This window comes from Mucilaginibacter sabulilitoris (assembly GCF_034262375.1).
Lineage (GTDB): Bacteria > Bacteroidota > Bacteroidia > Sphingobacteriales > Sphingobacteriaceae > Mucilaginibacter > Mucilaginibacter sabulilitoris.
This window is the reverse complement of the sequence record NZ_CP139558.1, coordinates 21,452-44,072: the sequence shown is the minus strand read 5'-3', so window position 1 is coordinate 44,072 and position 22,621 is coordinate 21,452. Positions and strand designations below refer to the sequence as shown.

Here is a 22,621-nt window from a genome sequence, read left to right as displayed (position 1 = left end):
TTTGAGATTTCTACGTTATAAGTGCAATTAACTACTTGGCCACGGCCATAGCTTTGATAACATCATCAGCAGCATTTGCCGATGCGGTATCATTCATCTGGGTACGTTTGGCTTTAATATCAAGCATTTGCTGGGTTACAAACTGATCGGCACCATACATTTTATATTTAACACCGAATTCCTTTAGCTGTGCGATACCTTGTTGCGCGTATTCAGGTTTTTCAACGCGGCCGGTCATTTCTGCCAAAGCCCTTACGCTGTTAAATTTATTTTGCAGTGTAGCATTGGTAAAAGTGTCATAAACATAAGGCCACTGATCGTTACCGCCATTGGCAGCATACAAACCAAATATAGCAGTAGTTAAAGCACCTTTATTGTCTTTTTCAAAACCCTTAGCCAAAGGCAGTGCTTGTGCCGGGTCCAACAAACCAATGCCGGTTAAAGCGGCTCCCTGTACAGCATATGATTGGCTGTTTAATGATTCTTTGAACAGGGTTAAATTGCCCGCCATTTTTAATTTGCCCAAAGCAATAATTGCTGCTGCCCGTGCCAGTGTATTATCGTCGGTTTTGGCAAGCGAGGTTAATACAGGTAGTGCAGCATTGCGCACATCATCATTGGTAAGGTTTAGGGCTTTAATGGCCTTAATACGCAAGCCATAATATTTATCTTTTAAAGCCGCAATTATAATTTTTTGATTTGGTTTTTCTTTTTGATTGGCTGCTGCCGCTTCAATGGCTTCATACCTGTCCATATACAACGGTGCATTAAAGTACTGGTACGAAAACTCATCAATTGTTTTATTGTCGGTTTTCTTAGCAAGTAATATCTTGTCGCCATCAACGTTTACCAGGTCGGGTTTGCTTGCTACATGGAAGGTCAGGGTATCGGCTTTATCATTCATCCAAACTTTATGGCGCTCCTTTTTACCACCGGCATAGATATCAATGGCCATAGGCAGTTTAAAGGTTTGGCCATCCTGGGTTTGCTGCAGGTAAACTGTTTGGGTTTTGGTGGCATCGTCCCATTTATAGCTGATGTTTAATGCCGGGTGACCTGCTCCATAATACCATTGGTTAAAATACCAGTTAAGATCGAGCCCGCTGGCTTCTTCAAACGCCAGGCGTAATTGCTGGGCCTCACCATTTTTAAATGCATTTGTTTTAAGGTAAATATTCAGGCCTTTAAAAAATGCAGCATCGCCCAAATAGTTGCGCAGCATATTTAAAATACGACCACCCTTTTGATAAGTAACCGCGTCAAAAACATCTTCTTTATCAGCGTAATAGAAACGCACAAGGTTTTTAGTCTTACCATCTGCCGATCTTAAATAGGTCAGCATATCATCATGGTTATGTTCGTCTGCGACATCTTTGCCGTATTTATGTTCGGCCCAAATGGTTTCGCTAAAATTGGCGAATGATTCATTTACGGTAAGGTTGCTCCAGCTTTCGGCGGTTACATAATCACCAAACCACTGGTGAAACAGCTCGTGAACAATGGTGCTGCGGCCGTTATTATAATAAGCGTCAATCAGCTCGCGGTGCGTGGCCTGTACATACTCGCCATGCAGTGTAGCCGTGGTATTCTCCATAGCGCCGCTCACATAATCGCGCACTACAATTTGTGAATATTTGTTCCATGGATAATCAACACCCAGAGTTTTGGAATAAAACTCAATTACCTCCGGGGTAAAGCCAAAAATTTCTTTGGCATAAGGAGCGTATTTTGGTTCCAGGTAGTAGTTTACCTCTTTATTGCGCCATTTGTCTTTATAAATTTTAAAATCACCAACGGCCATCATAAACAGGTATGGTGAGTGCGGCAATTCCATTTTCCAGGTATCGGTGCGGGTACCGTCGGTATTGGTTTTTTGCAAGGCAAGTCTGCCGTTTGATAAGGTAACATACTTTGCAGGTACCGTCATACTGATTTCATCAGTAGTTTTTTGACTTGGCTTATCAATGGTAAGGAACCAGGCCGACGCGCTTTCGGTTTCGCCCTGTGTCCATATTTGCGTAGGTTTATCTTTTTCGGTGCCGTCTGGGTTTATAAAATATAAACCTTTTGCATCATTAATGGCAGCGCTGCCTTTTTGTTTTAGCTCGTTAGGTTTGGCCGTATAATCAATGTAAATGGTATAGCTTTCGTTGTTGCGATAAACTTTATCGAGCTTAATGGCAACCGAAAGGCTATCCTCATAAGTGAATTTAAGCGGAATATTTTTACCGTTTTTTACAACCGATATATTTTTAAGGTCCATGCCTTTGGCATCAAGCCTTAAACTATCTGTAGGATAAAAATGAGGCTTTAATGTAACCCATTCTTTACCATACAGATAGCGCTTTTTGTAATCAAAACGAACATCGAGTTTGGTATGCACCAGGTCGTTCACCTTGGTAGGCACTGCACGGTAAATTTTTAATGCCGGATCATCTGGCTTAGGCGCCTCCTGGGCGCGGGATGGGGTAAAAGCTGCCGTTAACGCACATGATAACAGGAGCGTTGAAATTTTTTTGAAATCAGTCATATACAATATTAATACTTTGAGGGCAAACTAAAAAAGTATGCCCCTTAATCTTCCTATGACGTTTAACAACGCTGTATGTTACTGCATGCGCGATTTATTGAGCTATGAAACAGCGTAAAAGCGAACACCAGCTGTTCGGTTTCGTACAGTAGTGGTAAAATTAAATATTTAACTTGTTGATAATTAGTTAATTGAATGAGTGGCACATATTTTATTCTTTGTGTGCTGTGGCATGTTCTCAGTAACCATAGGATATAAATCAACAATTAAAAATAAAATCAGGCGTCCGGTCCTTAAATTATATCAGCATGATCAAAAATTATTTAAAAATAGCCCTTAGGCAACTGCGCAAACAAAAAATGTACGCTGCTATTAAAATTGGTGGTTTTGCGTTTAGTATAGCGGCCTGTTTACTTATTGCGCTCTACATTCGAAATGAACTGAGCTTTGATAAGAGTTATCCGGATGGCAATCGCATATATAGGGTTGTTGGTGCATATCATGTTGATGGATTTGACGGAAAGGGGGTTGATTGGCCAGCTGTAATGGGCCGCACTGTTAAAGCTGATTTTCCTGAAGTTGAGAAGTTTGGCAGACTGATGCCTAACTCGCTGTTTTGGGGGGCCGGCAGCAACGAGTTAAGGCGTGCCGAAAACGTGGAAAATACACATGAAGAGGGCTTCGCTTACGCCGATCAATCGTTGCTTGACATATTGAAGCTACGCATGGTGTATGGCGACAGGGCACATGCACTTGCTGAGCCCCTTACCATGGTGATATCAAAAAGTAAGGCCGATAAATATTTCCCCGGACAAAATCCTGTTGGCAAAGTAATGTACCTTAATAACGATAAAACCAAGCCATATAAAATTGGCGGCGTAATGCAGGATTTATCAAAAACCACGCACCTTAATTATGATTTTTTATTAACGCTTACAGGGGTTAAATTTTGGGATGACGAACAAACAACCTGGGGGGCAGCCAACTATAGTGTTTATTTGTTGTTGAAGCCGGGAGTTAATGTTGCTGCACTCGGGAAAAAGATAAATGATGATATAATCAACAATTATTTTATCCCGAGTATGCAAAAGAACGGGGATAAAAACGCGGCAAGAATTGCAGATGCGCTAAAAATGTACTTGCAGAATGTTAAGGATATCAACCTGCATTCGTATGATATACATGACGGCATGCAGCATGGCGATATCCGGTTTATATGGTTATTTGGCGCGGTAGCTTGCTTTATTTTACTTATAGCCTGTATCAATTTCATTAACCTGTCAACAGCAAAATCTGCCAATCGGGCAAAAGAAGTTGGTTTGCGCAAGGTGGTGGGTTCACAGCGCAGCGGGCTGATCAGCCAGTTCCTGACCGAATCATTAATTTATAGTTTTTTCTCCTTTGTATTGGGGTTAATATTGGCTACTGTATTGCTCCCTTATTTCAATGTTTTGGCATCAAAAACGCTTACCATGCCATGGTTACAGTGGTGGTTTATACCAGCTGTACTCATATCGGCAGTCTTAATTGGGGTGGTTGCTGGCATCTATCCCGCATTTTATCTTTCAGGTTTTAAACCTGCCGAAGTATTAAAAGGCAAACTAAGCATAGGCAGTAAGAGCTCAGTATTGCGCAACGGATTAGTTGTTTTCCAGTTCACTACATCTATTATCCTGATCATCAGCACGGTTGTTATTTATAACCAGATGCAATTTATCCTCAATAAAAAAGTAGGATTTGAAAAAGATCAGGTGGTAATGATACAGGGCACCAGTACTTTAGATAATGAGGTAAAAAGCTTTAAAAATGAACTGCTAAAATTATCGTCGGTACAAAGTGTATCCATCAGCGATTTTCTGCCGGTATCGGGTACCAAGCGAAACGGTAACGAATTTCATAACGAAGGTAAGGAAAAAACTGAGGCCGGTACCGGTAGCCAGTTTTGGGATGTAGATGAAGATTATATCAAAACTTTCGGGATGAAAATAGTGGCGGGCCGCAATTTCAATCCTGCGCTTAAAACCGATTCACAGGCGGTTATTATCAATCAAACTTTAGCTAAAAAGCTTAATCTCAAAAACCCGGTAGGTAAACGTATTAGTCATTACGGTACTACAAGGTTAATAATAGGTGTAGTGCAGGATTTTAATTTCGAGTCGCTCAGAGATGGGATAGATCCCCTGGTAATGCATTTGGCTAACAACAATTCTATCGTGTCGGTAAAAATAAAGGCCGGTGATGTGAAAAATACGATGGCTCAGATCAGCTCAACGTGGAAAAACTTTGCGCCCAACCAACCCATTCGCTATACCTTTATGGATGAGCGCTTTGCCAGCATGTATGCCGATGTACAGCGCATGGGGCGCATATTTACCACATTTGCCATACTGGCCATTGTTATTGCCTGTTTGGGCCTGTTCGCCTTGGCTGCTTTCATGGCCGAGCAAAGGCGCAAGGAAATAGGCATCCGTAAGGTGCTGGGAGCAACTGTTAGTAATATAACCACGCTGTTGTCTATGAATTTTTTAAAGCTGGTTTTCCTGGCTATTATCATAGCATCGCCAATTGCATGGTGGGCCATGACCAAGTGGCTGCAGGATTTTACATACCGCACGCCCATTAGCTGGTGGATGTTTGCCCTTGCCGGGATAGTTGCCATATTAATAGCCCTTGTAACGGTTAGTTACCAAAGTATAAAAGCCGCGTTAACAAACCCGGTAACGAGTTTAAAGTCGGAGTAATGAGGTGAAAGGATAAAGGTCAAAGACCAATGAACAATTGAACTAATGAACTAATTGTCATGATCAAAAACTATCTGAAAATCGGGTGGAGAAACCTTATAAAAAATAAGGCTTCTTCTTTAATTAATATCGGCGGCCTGGCTGTTGGTATGGCAGTGGCCATGTTTATTGGTTTATGGATTTGGGATGAGGTATCCTATGATTCAGGCTTCAAAAATAAAGATCGCATCGCTAAAGTAATGGATAACGGATGGGTGAATAATGAAGTGGAAACATCTGGCGGATCAGCTTTGCCACTGGCACCTGCCCTTAGAAATAGCTACGGAAACCTTTTTAAACATGTTATTATAACATCGTGGACAAACGACCATCTTTTAACCTATAACAATAAAACAGTAACCCAAAAAGGCAACTATATGGAGCCTGCGGTAACCGACATGCTTTCTTTAAAAATACTAAAGGGCAATGCCGGTAGTTTAAATGACCCTACATCTATACTACTTTCTCAGTCGGCCGCTAAGGCGGTTTTTGGTAATGCCGACCCGATAAACAATGTTATAAGGATTGATAAGAAGCTTGAAGCCAAGGTAACCGGCATTTACCAGGACCTGCCGCAAAATTCATCTTTTGGCGATCTTGCTTTCATCGCCCCATTTCAAATGCTGGCAACAAGCGAACATTACGCCACCAGGTTCAATAATCCCTGGGGAGCCAGCTGGTTCCAGACATTTGTACAAATTGCTGATAATGCCGACATGAACCAGGTTTCGGCTAAAATCAAAAACCTGAAACTGAACGCGCTCGTAAGCCTGCACAATAGCGATGCACGCTACCGGTCGGCGCTTTTTTTGCACCCCATGAACCGCTGGTACCTGTACGGCGAGTTTAAAAATGGCGTAAATACCGGAGGCCATATCCAGTACGTATGGATGTTTGGCATAATCGGCGTTTTTGTGTTGCTGTTGGCCTGCATCAATTTCATGAACCTGAGCACAGCCCGGTCCGAAAAACGGGCCCGGGAAGTGGGCATTCGCAAAGCTATCGGTTCCGTTCGCAGCCAGCTGATCGCTCAGTTTTACACTGAATCTCTTTTAATAGCTGTTGCTGCTTTAGTTTTATCATTGTTGCTGGTTTTGTTATGCCTGCCTGCGTTTAACGAGCTTGCGGGTAAAAAAATAGTTATTTTATGGGGTAACCCTGTATTCTGGGCACTGGGTATCATCTTTAGTTTATTTACCGGGCTCATTGCAGGCAGCTATCCGGCATTGTACTTATCATCATTTCGCCCCGTAAAAGTATTAAAAGGGACATTCAAGGTTGGCCATTTGGCAGCCATCCCACGTAAGGTATTGGTGGTAGTTCAGTTTACCGTATCAGTAATACTGATAATCGGCACGGTCGTGGTTTTCCAGCAAATCCAGTTTGCAAAAAACCGCCCGGCAGGCTTCAGCCGCGATAACATGTTAAATGTGAATCTGCAAACCGATGATATTAATAAACAATACCAGGCCCTTAAAAATGATTTACTTGCCAGCGGAGTTGTAAAAAATGTATCCGAATCTGAAAGCCGGATCACTCAAATATATATATCTAATGGCGGCCTTACCTGGCCGGGTAAAGACCCTGGCGTACAGGAACAATTTACTACCATGGCCGTAACGTCTGACTTTGGGAAAACCTTCGACTGGAAAATTACCGCGGGACGGGATTTTAACCCTGCTTTCTTATCAGATTCTTTAACATTTATTATCAACGAAACCGCGGCCAAATTTATGGGGCTGAAACACCCGGTTGGTGAAACTATGGTATGGAACGACAATAAGTTTAAAATTATTGGTGTAGTAAAAGATATGGTCAATCAGTCGGTATATGCTGCCCCTCAGCCAACTATTTTCTTTTTGCCGCGCTTCTGGACAAATTTGAGTAATATCAACATAAAAATAAACCCGCTGGTAAGCACTCATGATGCCATAAGCAAGATCAGCACAATATTTAAAAAGTACGACCCCGCAACCCCATTTAGCTATCAATTTGTTGACGATGACTATGCCAAAAAATTTGATAACGAAGAGCGTATTGGAAAACTGGCCAGCTGTTTTTCGGGCCTCGCCATATTTATCAGTTGTTTAGGTTTATTTGGGATGGCTACCTTCATGGCCGAACAGCGCATCAAAGAAATTGGCATACGCAAAGTATTAGGCGCATCGATATTTAACCTGTGGCGTTTACTTTCAAAAGATTTTGTTGGGCTGGTTATCATTTCACTGTTAATAGCAACACCAGTTGCTTATTACATCATGCACCAGTGGCTGCAAGGGTACGCGTACCATGCAGGCATAACCTGGTGGATATTTGTATTAACCGGCTTCGGTGCTATTTTAATTACCCTGCTTACGGTTAGCTATCAAAGTATAAAAGCCGCCCTAATGAACCCGGTAAAAAGCTTAAAAATGGAGTGAGAGGTGAAAGGATAAAGATGAAAAGCCAAAGACCAATGAACAATGGAACCAATGAACTAATTGTATGATTAAAAGTTATTTAAAAACCGCCTGGAGATTTTTGTTAAAGAACAAAACCTTTAGTTTTATAAACATATTTGGCCTGGCAATGGGTACGTTGTGCTGCCTGTATATTTTGTTATATGTGCAGGAACAGTACAATTATGACAAGCATCATAAACAGGTTGACAACATTTATCGCATTACAACAGACCTGGAATTAACGGGCGATAAGCACCATAGCAGTACAAGCTCGCCGCCCATTACACCGGCCATGAAAAATGATTTTGCAGAGGTGCAGCAATTTACGCGGGTAGTGCCGACAGATGGCTTTGGCGCTAAACAGCATTTGCTGCGCTATAAGGAGAAATCATTTTATGAGCACGATGCTGCTTATGTCGACTCTACCTTTTTTGATATGTTCAACTATCATTTTGTTGGAGGGAATGCGTCAAAAGTATTAACCGAACCATATTCACTTGTACTTTTTAAACCCGTTGCTGACAAGCTTTTTGGTACTGAAGACCCGATAGGTAAAATGATATCTATCGACAACTCATTTGGCAAGCATGATTTTAAAGTGACCGGGGTAATTGATGAAAGCCTAGGTAAAACACATATCCACGCCAATATGTTTATGGCCATGAATAGCGGGGGATTGGGCGGATTCGTTCGCCAGAACACCACCTGGGCGGGTAATAATTTTCTGTTTGCATATATCAAACTGAAGCCGGGTGCCAGTGCAGCCGCGCTTGAAAAAAAACTGCCCGACCTTTTAAACAAGTATGGCGCACAGCAACTAAAGGAGATAGGCATGAAAAAAGTACTGCACCTGCAGCCGGTTACAACCATACATACAACGCCGGGCTTTGAACATGAATTTACCAAAACACTTGATCCGTCGTTCCTGTACATACTAATACTCATCGCGGTAATGATACAAGTTATAGCCTGCATCAATTTCATGAACCTATCAACCGCGCGCGCATCCAAACGCGCCAAGGAAGTGGGCGTACGAAAAGTGATAGGCGCAGGCCAGAGCGATTTGATAAGACAATTTCTGGGCGAATCGTTTTTACTTGCCCTTATTGGGGTGGCTATAGCGCTGCCGTTATTGATCTTATTAATGCCATACCTAAACCAGATAACCCATTCAGATATACAACTATCCTTTTTTACAAACTATCGCTTATGGATAATGTTGCTGAGCCTGGTTGTTGTTACCGGCTTGGTTGCTGGTAGCTATCCGGCATTTTACCTTTCGGCTTTTAAAGCGGTAAAAGTGATGAAAGGTAATTTTAACAATCATATTTCGGCAGGTGGCATCCGTAAATCATTAGTAGTGGTTCAGTTTGTATTATCAATTGTGCTGGTAACCGGCATTATTGTAATTTACAGTCAGCTTAATTATATTAAAAATAAAGACCTCGGGTTTGACCAGAGCCAAAAACTGATATTTAATTTTTATACCAGTACTACCCAGCGGCAAATGCCCGCATTTACCAACGACCTGAAACAACTGGCTGGGGTAAAAGCGGTTAGTAACGCCGATAATTATTTGGGCCAGTTTGTGCCGCATGATCATGGGGTTTACCTGGCCGGCGGTAATATGGCCACGGCTATCGACGCGCAAAATATAAACGTTGATGAAAACTTTGTAAAAGCCAATGGTATAAAAGTGATCAGCGGCCGCGATCTCAGGCAACACGACTCAACACGGGTACTTATCAATGAAACTCTTGCCAAACGTTTGGGTTTAAACCCGCAAACCGCCCCGGGGACAAGGCTGTACACCAAATACGAGCCAAATCCGGTCACCTTTGTTGAGGTAGCAGGTGTGATGAAAGATTTTAACTACAACTCCTTGCATAGTGAAGTAAACCCCTTTATGCTGGTTTATGACGGTCAACAAGATGAATTGAACACCATTATTGTATCTACCGATAGTAAAAACTATAAGGGCCTGCTGTCAAAAATGGAAGCCGTATGGCACAAAGATATCCCAGACGCACCTTTTGAATATTCGTTTCTGGATAGCGAGGTGCAAAAACAATATGAATCGGAAATCACTTTATCGCAGATCATTAATTCATTTACGCTGATCGCTATCCTAATCTCATGCCTTGGCTTGTTTGGTTTGGCAGCGTTTAGCGCCGAACAGCGGAGTAAAGAAATAGGTATCCGCAAAGTGCTTGGTGCAAGTGTATCGGGTATAGTAGCACTTTTATCAAAAGATTTTTTAAAGCTGGTTATGGTATCCATAGTAATTGCAACTCCATTTGCCTGGTGGGCCGCAAGTAAATGGCTGCAGGCATTTGTTTACCGTATAAATATAAGCTGGTGGATGTTTGCCCTGGCGGGTGTACTGGCCATTGTTATTGCCCTGGTAACCGTAAGTTTCCAGGCCATTAAAGCAGCGTTGATGAACCCTGTGAAAAGCTTGAAAACGGAGTAAAGAGGTGAATGGATAAAGGTCAAAGGCAAAAGGTATTATACCAATGAGCTAATAAACTGAATTATTATGTTAAAAAATTATTTAAAAATAGCCTGGCGTAATTTAGTTAAGAACAAGGCACACACCTTTATTAACATCGCGGGCCTTTCGGTTGGGCTGGCCTGCAGCCTGCTTATTTTGTTATGGGTACAAAATGAGTTGAGTATAGATGCTTATCATAAAAACGCAGATCGCCTTTATACGGTTTATGAACGGCAGTATTATGATAATAAAATTCAGGGGCAATATGCTACCCCGGGAGTACTTGCTGATGAATTAAAAAAGCAGATCCCGGAAGTTGAAGCGGCTACCAATTTAATATACGGAGATGAGTACACTTTTCAGGTTGGCGATAAAATATTGAAAATGACAGGCGCCGATGCCGGCGCCGATTATTTTAAAATGGTGAGCGTGCCGCTATTACAAGGTAACGCGCAAACCGCGTTAAACTCGCCTGTGAGCCTGGCTATCTCGCGCAAAATGGCGGTGGCTTTTTTTGGCAGCCCCGAGGCGGCTATTGGCAAAACCATACGTTACGAAAACAAAAAGGATTTTAAAGTAACCGGGGTATTTGAAGATGTACCAAAAGCCTCATCACAAAAGTACGACTTCGTAAGGAACTGGTATAGTTTCCTGGAAGAGAATGGATGGGCGAAAGACTGGGGCAATAACGGACCGGCTACGATGATCATGTTACGGGCCGATGCCAATCCAGCATTGGTTGAAAAAAAGATCACCCACTTTTTAGATAATTTAAATAAAGATCAAAAGAAGGGCACATTTACAGAAGAACTGGGTATGCAGCGTTTAGACGAAGGTTACCTGCATGGCAATTTTGATAATGGTAAAATAGAAGGCGGTCGTATTGAGTATGTACATCTGTTTACCATTGTAGCCATTTTTATTTTACTGATAGCCTGCATTAACTTTATGAACCTTACCACCGCACGTTCAGTTAAACGTGCCCGCGAGATAGGGGTTCGCAAGGTAGTAGGCGCAGTACGGTCGGTTTTGATCAAACAGTTTATCGGCGAATCATTACTCATCACCACGCTGGCGGTAGTAGTTTCACTGGTTTTACTGGTGCTGTTGTTGCCGGTGTTTAACCATATCACCCAAAAAGAGATTGATCTGCCATTTAATCAGCCTTTATTCTGGATAAAACTGGCAGCTTTAACTATCATAACCGGTTTAATTTCGGGCAGCTACCCGGCTTTGTTTTTATCGTCCTTTAACCCGGTTAAGGTATTAAAGGGTGCCATCAAGTTAGATTCAGGAACCACTATGTTCCGCAAGGGGCTCGTTATATTTCAGTTTGCTTTATCGGTTATACTGATAACCGCCACCATAGTTGTATCGCGGCAAATGGCTTATGTACAATCAAAAAACCTGGGGTACGACCGTGAAAACCTGATATATGTACCCATGAACGGCGAACTGATACCTAAATACAGCACTTTTAAACAAGAGGCATTGCGTATGCCGGGTATACAACTGGTAAGCCGTATGAGCAGCGTACCAACCAATATGTCAAACACCACAGGCAATGTAAACTGGGAAGGTAAGGATCCTAATGTAAACATTGAGTTTACCCAAACATCGGTAGGGTATGATTTTGTAAAAACACTCAGGCTGAAAATGCTGGCCGGGCGAGATTTTTCAAAGGACTACCCCACAGATTCTGTAGGTTATATTATTAATGAGGCGGCCCTGAAAAGGATCAAATATGCAAATCCTATTGGCAAGCCCCTAACATTTTGGGGTAAAAAAGGCACAATTGTAGGGCTGGTTCAAGATTTTCATTTTAACTCCCTGCATGAGCAGGTGCAACCGCTGGTGATAAGGTCAAGAGAAGGGGAAGATTATGGTACTGTAATGGTAAAAACCCAGCCGGGTAAAACCAAACAGGCGCTGGCCAGCCTCGAAACATTGTGTAAACAAATTAACCCATCTTTCCCGTTTACTTATAATTTTTCAGATCAGGAATACCAGAAGCTATATCAAAACGAACAGGTGGTAACCAAGCTTTCGGATGCGTTTGCTTTCCTGGCCATATTTATTTCATGCCTGGGATTATTGGGGCTGGCCATGTTCACCGCCGAGCAGCGCATCAAGGAAATAGGCATCCGCAAGGTGTTAGGCGCGAGTGTGAGTTCACTGTTCGCGCTGCTGTCGTCGGAGTTTTTATTACTGGTAATTATTGCCCTGTTTATCGCGTTGCCCGTATCCTGGTATGCCATGAACCATTGGCTGCAGCGGTTTGCTTACCGTACCCCTATACAGTGGTGGATGTTCGCTTTGTCGGGAGCTACTATTATACTGATAGCTATACTAACGGTAAGCTTCCAGGCAATAAAGGCGGCACTCATAAACCCCATTAAAAGTTTGAGAAGCGAATAGATAAGCCGAAAGCACATGGCTTAAGTTAAAAAGGAATAAATAAGATTATATAAAGGCTTTAGGCTTGTGCTATAAGCTAAAAAATATGACAATGATAAAAAGCTATTTAAAAATCGCATGGCGTAATTTCATCAAAAATAAATCGCATTCATTTATAAATGTTTCGGGTCTTTCGGTTGGCCTGGCTTGCAGCCTGTTGATTGTGCTTTGGGTACAGGATGAACGAAGCATAGATGCTTTTCATGCCAATGGCAAGCTGTTATATCAGGTTTACGAACGACAGTCTCATGATGGTAAAATTGAGGCCAGTTATCTTACGCAAGCTTTATTAGCCGATGAACTAAAAAGAAGAATACCCGAAGTGCGGTATGCCAGCGGTCTGGAGCAAGGGCACCCATTGACGTTTCAATCTGGTGATAAGATCGTTAAAATGGAAGGGACATTTGCCGGAGCCGACTTTTTCCGCATGTTTAGTTATCCATTATTGCAGGGCACACCTGAATCAGCTTTGAATACACCTGCCGGTATTGCCATTTCGCGAAAAATGGCTGAACTTTTTTTTGGATCTGCTGAGAAAGCCATTGGGAAAAGTCTTCGCTATGAGAACAAGGACAATGTTCAGGTTACAGCGGTTTTTGAAAACCTGCCGGCAAATTCTTCCCGGCAATTTGATTTTTTGAGAAGCTGGAAAGCATTTGTAAAAGAAAACGCCTGGGTAAATAACTGGGGCAACTTCAGTCCTGCTACCTTTTTGCAATTACGTGCCGATGCTGATCCTGATAAGACGGCTGCTAAGGTCAAAAATTTCATCAGCCTGTATAACTCAGAAACAAATAGCAATCATACGGAACTATACTTGCAGCCGTATGCCGAAAAATACCTTAACTCTACGTTTAAAAATGGCCAAATTGATGGAGGACGTATAGTATATGTGCATCTTTTTAGTCTTGCAGCTATCTTTATTTTGCTAATTGCCTGTGCTAATTTCATGAACCTGGCAACTGCGCGTTCTATCAAACGGTCTAAAGAAGTCGGTGTCAGAAAAGTTATTGGCGCGGCGCGGTCAAGCTTGATTGTGCAGTTTTTGAGCGAAGCCCTGTTGCTCACATCTATTTCCATCATAATTGCAGTTATCCTGGTAATTGCCCTGCTACCGGCATTTAATAACCTTACCGGGAAATACCTGTTTTTACCTGTTGAGCAACCTGTTTTTTGGGGAACGATATCAGGCATGTTACTATTTACAGCCATTGTAGCAGGGAGCTATCCAGCGTTTTTCCTGTCTTCGTTAAACCCAGTCCGGGTTTTAAAAGGCAGTCTCATCTTTGGCCGGGGAGCAACTTTTTTCCGTAAAGGTTTGGTCGTTTTTCAATTTTCACTCTCCATTATACTTATAGTGGGGATGATTGTGATTTATCGCCAAATGGAATACATGCAAACCAAAAGCCTCGGTTACAATCGCGACAATCTTTTATATATCCCGATAGAAGGTGATTTGATTAAAAAATATGATCTCTTCAAGGAAGAGGTGGGTAAAATACCAGGTATCCAGTCTGTTTCAAAAATGAAGGAGTCGCCTACTGTAATTGGTCATACTAAGGATGATATTGGATGGGTAGGGAAAGATCCCAATCTGATTACACCGTTTGCAGATGCCACTGTGGGGTATGATTTTGTGAAAACCATGAAACTGAAATTAAAGGATGGGCGAGATTTCTCCAGGAATTTCAGTACCGATTCTGTAGGTTATATGGTCAATGAAGAAGCTGTTAAGAAAATTGGTTATCAAAACCCTGTTGGCCAGCCACTATCATGGGGTAGCCGCCAGGGGAAGATCATTGGTGTACTAAAAGATTTTCATTTTAATTCGATGCACGAGGCTATCGAACCATTGGTTATCCGCCTGTCAGAAAATCAAACCTGGGGAACTATATTGGTCCGTGTTGAAGCTGGTAAAACCAAACAGGTTATTGCCGCACTGGAAAAGATCTGCAAAGATTTGAACCCCAACTTTTCATTTACTTACCAATTTTCTGACCAGGAGTATTCCAAATTGTACAACAGTGAGCAAGTGGTTAGTCGCCTTTCTGGCTACTTCGCATTTTTGGCAATTTTTATTTCCTGTATGGGTTTGCTGGGTTTGATCATGTTTACCGCAGAACAACGTGTAAAGGAAATAGGCATCCGTAAAATATTAGGTGCAAGTGTAAGCTCCTTATTTACATTGCTATCATCAGAGTTTTTGGTACTGGTAGTTATTGCCTTGCTTGTAGCATCGCCTATAGCCTGGTATGCCATGAATAAATGGCTGCAGGGCTTTGCCTATCACACTTTGATACAGTGGTGGGTGTTTGCCTTTTCGGCGGGGTTGATCATGCTGATAGCCCTGGCAACAGTAAGTTTCCAGGCAGCAAGATCGGCACTGATAAACCCGGTAAAAAGTTTGAGGAACGAATAATGAGGTTAAAAGGCAAAGGTCAATGAACTAATGAACAATTGAACCAATAAACTGATTGTTATGTTAAAGAACTATTTAAAAATCGCATGGCGCAACCTTGTCAGAAATAGGGTCCAAACCTTTATTAATATTGCCGGTCTTTCGGTGGGTTTGGCGTGCAGCCTGCTTATTTTGTTATGGGTACAAAATGAGCTGAGTGTTGATAGCTTTTTTAAAAATAGTGATCGTTTGTATAGCATATATGAACGGCAGCAATTTGATCATAAGATTAATGGTACATATAATACCCCCGGCCCCACTGCTAATGAAATGAAAAAGGTAATGCCCGAGGTTGAGCATGCCGTTAGTTTAGGGTTTGGCCAAAACAACACATTTCAGGTTGGTGATAAAATATTAAAGCAGAATGGTTCATCAGCAAGTGACGAATATTTTAGCATATTTAGTTTTAAACTGCTGCAGGGCAATGCCCAAACCGCGTTAAACTCGCCGGTAAGTTTGGCCATATCACGCAAAATGGCCGAAGACTTTTTTGGCAGCCCGCAGGCGGCCATAGGTAAAACCATCCGTTATGAAAACAGTAAAAACTTTAAGGTAACAGCTGTATTTGAAAACCTGCCAAAAAATTCATCGCAAAAGTTTGACTACCTGGTTAACTGGTATAGCTTTTTACAGGATAACAGCTGGGCGCGTGACTGGGGCAACCAGGGACCGCCGACCATTGTCATGTTAAAACAAGGAGCTAATCCGGCTCAGTTTGAACAAAAGATAACCCGGTTTTTAGATACCTATAACAGCACCGACCGTAAAACATCAACGTTTATTATCGACTTAGGGATACAACCTTTCAGCGAGCAATACCTGCACGGCAGTTTTGATAATGGCAAAATTAGCGGTGGCCGTATTGAATATGTACGCATTTTTAGCGTTGTGGCCATATTCATTTTGTTGATAGCCTGCATTAACTTCATGAATTTAACCACCGCGCGTTCGGTTAAACGCGCCAAAGAAATTGGTGTACGTAAGGTAGTTGGCGCGATGCGATCGGCATTAATAAAACAGTTCATCAGCGAATCGCTGTTGATCACTTCGCTTTCAGTAATTTTTGCCCTGTTGCTTTTGGTTGTATTGCTGCCGGTATTTAACCAGGTAACCCAAAAGCAAATTGAGCTACCGTTTAACCAAACTGGTTTTTGGACAAAGGTGGTATGCATTACCCTGGTTACCGGTCTGATATCGGGCAGTTATCCGGCTTTGTTTTTATCGTCATTTAACCCGGTTAAAGTATTAAAGGGTACTTTGAAATTAGATTCGGGCGCTACCCTGTTTCGTAAGGGGTTGGTTGTATTTCAGTTTGTACTGTCGGTTATATTAATTACCGGTACTATAGTTATATCCAGGCAAATGAACTATATCCAATCAAAAAACCTGGGGTTCGATCGCGAAAACCTGATTTACATACCGCTGGAGGGAGAGCTTGCCCACAAATACGATCTGTTTAAGGAGCAGGCTTTAACTATGCCCGGAATACAATCGGTTACCCGCATGACCAATGCGCCAACAAACATCCAGAACAGCACTGGTGGAGTAGGATGGATTGGTAAAGACACCACTGTGAATATCCAGTTTACGCAAACCTCCGTAGGGTACGATTTTGTAAAAACCATGAAACTAAGGATGCTCGAAGGACGCGATTTCTCAAAAGATTACCCCACCGATTCTGTTGGTCTTATACTGAATGAAGCCGCCTTAAAAAGGATAGGATATAAAAACCCCATCGGGCAGCCGCTCACCTTCTGGGGGCGCAAAAGCAAAATAATTGGGGTGATAAAAGACTTTCATTATAGCTCCATGCACGAGGAAATAAGGCCATTAATTATCAGATCAAGGGCTGATGAAATTTATGGCAACATCCTGATCAGAACCCAGCCCGGCAAAACCCGTGCGGCGCTGGCCAGCATGGAAAGCTTGTGCAAACAAATTAACCCTGCTTATCCGTTTACCTACACTTTTTCTGATGAGGAATATCAGAAACTATATCAAAACGAACAGATAGTGGGTAAACTGTCAAACGGGTTCTCATTTCTGGCCATATTTATTTCATGCCTCGGGTTACTCGGGCTGGCCATGTTTACTGCCGAGCAGCGTGTTAAGGAAATTGGTATCCGCAAAGTATTGGGCGCGAGCGTAAGTTCATTATTTACGCTGCTGTCATCGGAGTTTATAGTACTGGTGGTAATTGCCCTACTTATAGCATCGCCAATAGCCTGGTATGCCACCGGCAAATGGCTGCAGGGCTTTGCTTATCGTACACCGGTGCAATGGTGGGTATTTGCTCTGTCGGGCGCAATAATTATACTGATAGCCCTTGCGACGGTCAGTTTTCAGGCAGTAAAAGCGGCACTGATAAACCCGGTTAAAAGTTTGAGAAGTGAATGAAGGAGTTGCGGGTTATGAGTTTTGAGTAGTGAGTAAAATAAAAGGGTTCATGTTGAAGCCTGTCGAAGCATGGTGGGCGGTGCCTCTCCGCACGATTCTTCGACAGGATGGATGGCAGTCCATTTTAGAGATTAGCGTTTAGAATTTAAGAGATCATGTTAAAGAACTATTTAAAAATCGCATGGCGGAACCTCGTTAAGAACAAGGTGCATTCGGCCATAAATATTGTTGGCCTGTCGGTTGGTATGGCTATAGCCATGCTTATTGGCCTTTGGATCTGGGATGAACTGTCATTTGATAAGTATCATAAAAACTATGACCGTGTAGGCCAGGTAATGGTCACCCAAACGGCCAATGGCGAAACCCCCACTTTTGGGGCGACTGTTGTGCCGCTGAGTAACGAACTTCGTACCAAATATGCGGGCGATTTTAAATTGACAGCCCTTATCTGGGAAGGCGCCCACATATTGGCTGTAGGCGATAAAAAGATATCGCAAAACGGGATGTGGGCCGAGCCTGCTATGCCCACTATTCTTTCACTGAACATGGTAAAAGGCAGCTATGCCAGTTTTAAAGATCCTTCGTCATTTCTGATATCACAATCAATGGCCAAAGCCTTGTTTGGCGATGCCGACCCCATAAATAAAACCGTGCGGATTGATAATAAAACCAATATGAAAGTAATTGGCGTTTATCAGGACCTGCCGCACAATACCACATTTTACGAAACAAAGTTTATGCTCCCATTCAGTAACCCGGCAAACTGGTGGAGCACCCAAATGCAAGCCTGGGATAATCACGCCTGCCATTTATTTGTACTGATGAATGATCATGCCGACTTTGATAAAGTATCAGCCAGGATCAGGAACATTACCAAGCCGCACTTTAAAATGAACGACGAGGTAATACAGGTACACCCCATGCGCAAATGGCATTTATACAGCGATTTTAAGAACGGAGTAGCCGTTGGGGGCCGCATAGAATTTGTTTGGTTGTTTGGAATTATTGGCCTGTTTGTGTTGTTGCTGGCCTGTATCAATTTCATGAACCTGAGTACAGCTAAAAGCGAAAAACGGGCCAAAGAGGTAGGCATACGCAAGGCTATAGGTTCTGTTCGCAACCAGCTTATCGGGCAGTTTTTAAGTGAATCGTTGCTGGTGGTGTTCCTGTCGCTGGTATTAACGGTTATCATGGTACTGCTGGCTATCCCCTACTTTAATCATGTTGCAGATAAGGAGGTTTCCATACCCTGGGGCAATCCGCTATTCTGGTTGCTTACGTTGAGCTTTACCATTTTTACAGGCCTGATATCGGGTAGTTACCCGGCGTTTTATTTATCTGCCTTTAACCCGGTAAAGGTGTTAAAGGGTACATTTAGGGTAGGCCGTTTGGCTGCTATCCCACGCAAGGTGCTGGTCGTGGTTCAGTTTACGGTATCTATCGTTTTAATTATAGGCACCATCATTGTTTTACGGCAAATTCAGTTTGCTAAAGACCGGCCGGTTGGCTACTCGCGTGCGGGCCTTATTTCTATTGAAATGAACACGCCCGAAATTTATGGCCACTATGAAGTAATGCGCAACGACCTGATACAAACCGGTGCGGTGGAAAATATGGCCGAATCAAACAGCACAACAACCCAGATATGGTCAAACAATGGCGGTTTTGACTGGGCCGGCAAAACCCCCGGGTATGACCCTACATTTGGTACTATAGGCGTAACTTATGATTTTGGCCACACTGTAGGGTGGAAAATAGCACAGGGGCGCGATTTTTCACGTAACTTCCCTACCGATACGGGCGCTATTATCCTAAACGAATCGGCGCTTAAAATGAGCGGTATTAAAAACCCGATAGGTAAAACCATACACTGGCACGACGGTAACCATGTAATTGTGGGCGTAGCCAAAGATATGGTGATGGAATCGCCGTATGAAAAAACCAAAGGCACCATATTCTTTATGACCCCCGGCTGGGTTAACTGGATCACCGTACGCATAAAACCAAACATGCCCATACGGGAGGCACTGAGCAAAATTGAACCTGTTTTTAAAAAATACAACCCTGGCAGTCCTTTTGAATTTAAATTCAATGACGATGAATACGCTCATAAATTTTCGGACGAGGAGCGTATAGGTAACCTGGCCTCCATATTCGCGGTACTGGCTATCTTTATTTCATGCCTGGGCCTCTTTGGGCTGGCATCATTCGTTGCCGAGCAGCGGGTTAAAGAAATTGGGGTGCGCAAGGTGCTGGGCGCATCGGTGGTAAACCTGTGGCGTCTGTTATCAACCGAGTTTGTGGTGCTGGTTTTTATATCGCTGCTTATAGCAGTACCTGTGGCTTACTATTTTATGCAACATTGGCTGCAGGGCTACCAGTATAAAGCCGTAATTTCCGGGTGGATATTTGTTTGTGCAGGCGCCGGCGCAATAGCCATTACACTAATAACCGTGAGTTTCCAGGCGGTAAAAGCGGCCATGGCCAACCCGGTAAAAAGCTTGCGGAGCGAATAGTAAGGCGAAAGAGTAAAGGTCAAAGGCGAAAGATAATAAGGGCCGAAGGCATAAAGCTGAAAGCCGTATAACGTAATACGTATAAACTAAAACGTACAACATGTTAAAGAATTATTTAAAAATTGCGTGGCGAAACCTTGTAAAAAATAAGGTGCACAGTTTTATTAACGTAGCGGGCCTTTCGGTTGGTATGGCGGTGGCCATGCTTATTGGGCTCTGGATCTGGGATGAAGTCTCGTTCAACAAGTATTTTAAAAATTACGACCGTATTGTACAGGTATGGCAGAACCAAACATTTAACGGAGTTGTGGGCAGCCAAACGGCCATGCCTATTCCGCTGGGCTTAAAACTTCGTGAATCGTACATGAGCGATTTTAAATATGTGGTACTTTCGACATGGACTATGGAGCACATTATTACCAATGGCGACAAGAAATTCACCAAGCTGGGTAACTATGTGCAGCCCGAAATGCCCGATCTGCTAACGCTGAAAATGCTTAAAGGCACGCGCGCCGGACTAAAGGATATGTCGTCTATCATGCTGTCTGAATCGCTGGCAAAAACACTTTTCGGTGGTGCCGACCCTCTTAATAAAACACTTAAAATTGACAACCAATGGGTGGTTAAGGTAACAGGTGTGTATGAGGATATGCCCAACAACACCGAGTTTAGAGAGGTCACCTTTTTTGCACCCTGGGACCTGTACATGAGCACCATGCCCTGGCTTAAACGAGCCGCTACCCGCTGGGGCAACAATTCATGGCAGGTATTTGCGCAATTGGCACCCAATGCTAATGCCGATAAAGTATCAGCCAAAATTAAAGACTTAAAGCTCAAAAACATAGCCGCACAGGGCGACAAATTAGGGGCCGATTTTAAACCGGCCGTGTTTTTACACCCAATGAATAAATGGCACTTATATTCGGAGTTTAAAAACGGTGTAAATACAGGTGGCGCCATACAATTTGTATGGATGTTTGGCATCATAGGGGTGTTTGTATTATTGCTGGCCTGCATCAATTTCATGAACCTGAGCACCGCCCGGTCCGAGAAGCGAGCTAAGGAAGTAGGCATCCGCAAGGCCATAGGCTCGCAGCGGATACAGCTCATAGGGCAGTTTTTTATGGAATCGCTGCTGATAGTTGCTTTTGCCTTTGTTTTTTCAATAGTACTGGTAATGCTTACGCTGCCCTGGTTTAACGGTGTTGCAGATAAAAAGATGGTTGTTTTATGGAACAATCCATGGTTTTGGATACTGGGCTTGGTTTTTAGTCTCATATCCGGACTAATAGCTGGTAGTTACCCGGCGCTCTACCTGTCGTCATTTAAACCTATAAAGGTTTTAAAGGGAACATTCAAAGTAGGACGGCTGGCTGCTATACCCCGTAAGGTGCTGGTAGTTTTACAATTCAGCGTTTCGGTAACGCTTATTATAGGCACCATCATTGTTTTCAGGCAGATACAATTTGCCAAGAACAGGCCTATTGGCTATAGCCGCGAAGGATTGGTTTACATGGTGCAAAAAACAAGCGATATCCATAATCATTACGTAGCTTTTAAAGATGAGCTGATAAAATCGGGAGCTGTTATAGAAACGGCCGAATCGGGAAGTCCCGTTACCGGTGTGTGGAGCAACAATAGTGGTTTTGACTGGAGAGGGAAGCCGCCCGGCATGCTGGATGATTTTGCGACGGTAGGCATAACACCTGACTTTGGTAAAACCGTTGGGTGGCAGTTTAAGGATGGCCGTGATTTTTCGACCGCGTTTTTAACCGACTCGACCGGTGTAGTAATTAATGAGGCCGCGGCAAAGTTCATGAATTTTAAAAACCCTGTGGGCGAGATCATAACAACCGACGGCAAGCCGTACCATGTAATAGGGCTTATTAAAGATATGCTCATGTCATCGCCTTATGAACCGGTTAAGCAAACTTTCTTTTTCCTGGATAAAGACCCGCAGGGAGTGGTAACTATCAGGATAAATCCGAAGATGAGCACCCGCGATGCGCTCGAAAAAATTGCCGCCATACATCAGAAATATTCGCCGGCTTCGCCGTTTGATTATAAGTTCGCCGACGAAGAATATGCAAAAAAATTTGACGGCGAAACGCGTATAGGCAAGCTGGCGAGCTTTTTTGCCATGCTGGCCATATTTATCAGCTGTTTGGGCCTATTTGGTATGGCAACCTTTATGGCCGAGCAGAGGGTTAAGGAAATAGGTGTACGCAAAGTTTTAGGTGCATCGGTATTTAACCTGTGGCAACTGCTGTCAGTAGACTTCGTTGTATTGGTTATCATCTCCTTTATTATCGCATCGCCGGTATCTTACTATTTTATGCATGGCTGGCTGCAGGGCTACACTTACCGGTCTCAAATTTCCTGGTGGATATTTGGTGTATCGGCAGTAGGCGCCATTATAATAACACTGGTTACCGTAAGCTTCCAGGCCATTAAAGCGGCACTGGCTAATCCCGTAAAAAGTTTAAGAAGCGAATAGTGAGGTTAAAGGATAAAGGTCAAAGCTCCAATGAACTAATGAACAATTGAA

General features: G+C 43.0%; 9 protein-coding genes. 8 read left to right on the top strand and 1 reads right to left on the bottom strand.

What is annotated here, in order from left to right; translation table 11 throughout:
• Positions 1-31 precede the first annotated feature (31 nt).
• Positions 32-2,530, bottom strand: coding sequence for a M1 family metallopeptidase (locus tag SNE25_RS00125; RefSeq protein WP_321563058.1), 2,499 nt, complete (start codon positions 2,528-2,530; stop codon positions 32-34).
• Between the two features lie 308 nt (positions 2,531-2,838).
• Between SNE25_RS00125 and SNE25_RS00120 the strand changes: the two genes are divergently transcribed.
• From SNE25_RS00120 to SNE25_RS00085, 8 genes are all read left to right on the top strand, one after another.
• Positions 2,839-5,271, top strand: a complete 2,433-nt coding sequence (locus SNE25_RS00120) for an ABC transporter permease (protein ID WP_321563057.1) — start codon at positions 2,839-2,841, stop codon at positions 5,269-5,271.
• A gap of 59 nt (positions 5,272-5,330) precedes the next feature.
• The gene (locus SNE25_RS00115) at positions 5,331-7,730 is read left to right on the top strand and encodes an ABC transporter permease (RefSeq protein ID WP_321563056.1); all 2,400 of its coding nucleotides are present in this window, start codon (positions 5,331-5,333) and stop codon (positions 7,728-7,730) included.
• A gap of 64 nt (positions 7,731-7,794) precedes the next feature.
• Positions 7,795-10,224 (top strand): ABC transporter permease, encoded by a 2,430-nt coding sequence (locus SNE25_RS00110; protein ID WP_321563055.1) that lies wholly within the window; start codon positions 7,795-7,797, stop codon positions 10,222-10,224.
• 66 nt (positions 10,225-10,290) lie between these two features.
• A complete protein-coding gene (locus SNE25_RS00105) occupies positions 10,291-12,663 on the top strand; it encodes an ABC transporter permease (protein WP_321563054.1) in 2,373 nt (790 codons plus the stop codon).
• Positions 12,664-12,754: 91 nt separating this feature from the next.
• Positions 12,755-15,121, top strand: coding sequence for an ABC transporter permease (locus SNE25_RS00100; RefSeq protein ID WP_321563053.1), 2,367 nt, complete (start codon positions 12,755-12,757; stop codon positions 15,119-15,121).
• Positions 15,122-15,181: 60 nt separating this feature from the next.
• Entirely contained in the window at positions 15,182-17,557 is a 2,376-nt protein-coding gene (locus SNE25_RS00095) for an ABC transporter permease (protein WP_321563052.1), read from the top strand.
• Between the two features lie 155 nt (positions 17,558-17,712).
• Positions 17,713-20,073, top strand: a complete 2,361-nt coding sequence (locus SNE25_RS00090) for an ABC transporter permease (RefSeq protein ID WP_321563051.1) — start codon at positions 17,713-17,715, stop codon at positions 20,071-20,073.
• A gap of 100 nt (positions 20,074-20,173) precedes the next feature.
• The gene (locus SNE25_RS00085; RefSeq protein ID WP_321563050.1) at positions 20,174-22,570 is read left to right on the top strand and encodes an ABC transporter permease; all 2,397 of its coding nucleotides are present in this window, start codon (positions 20,174-20,176) and stop codon (positions 22,568-22,570) included.
• The last annotated feature ends 51 nt before the right edge of the window (positions 22,571-22,621 follow it).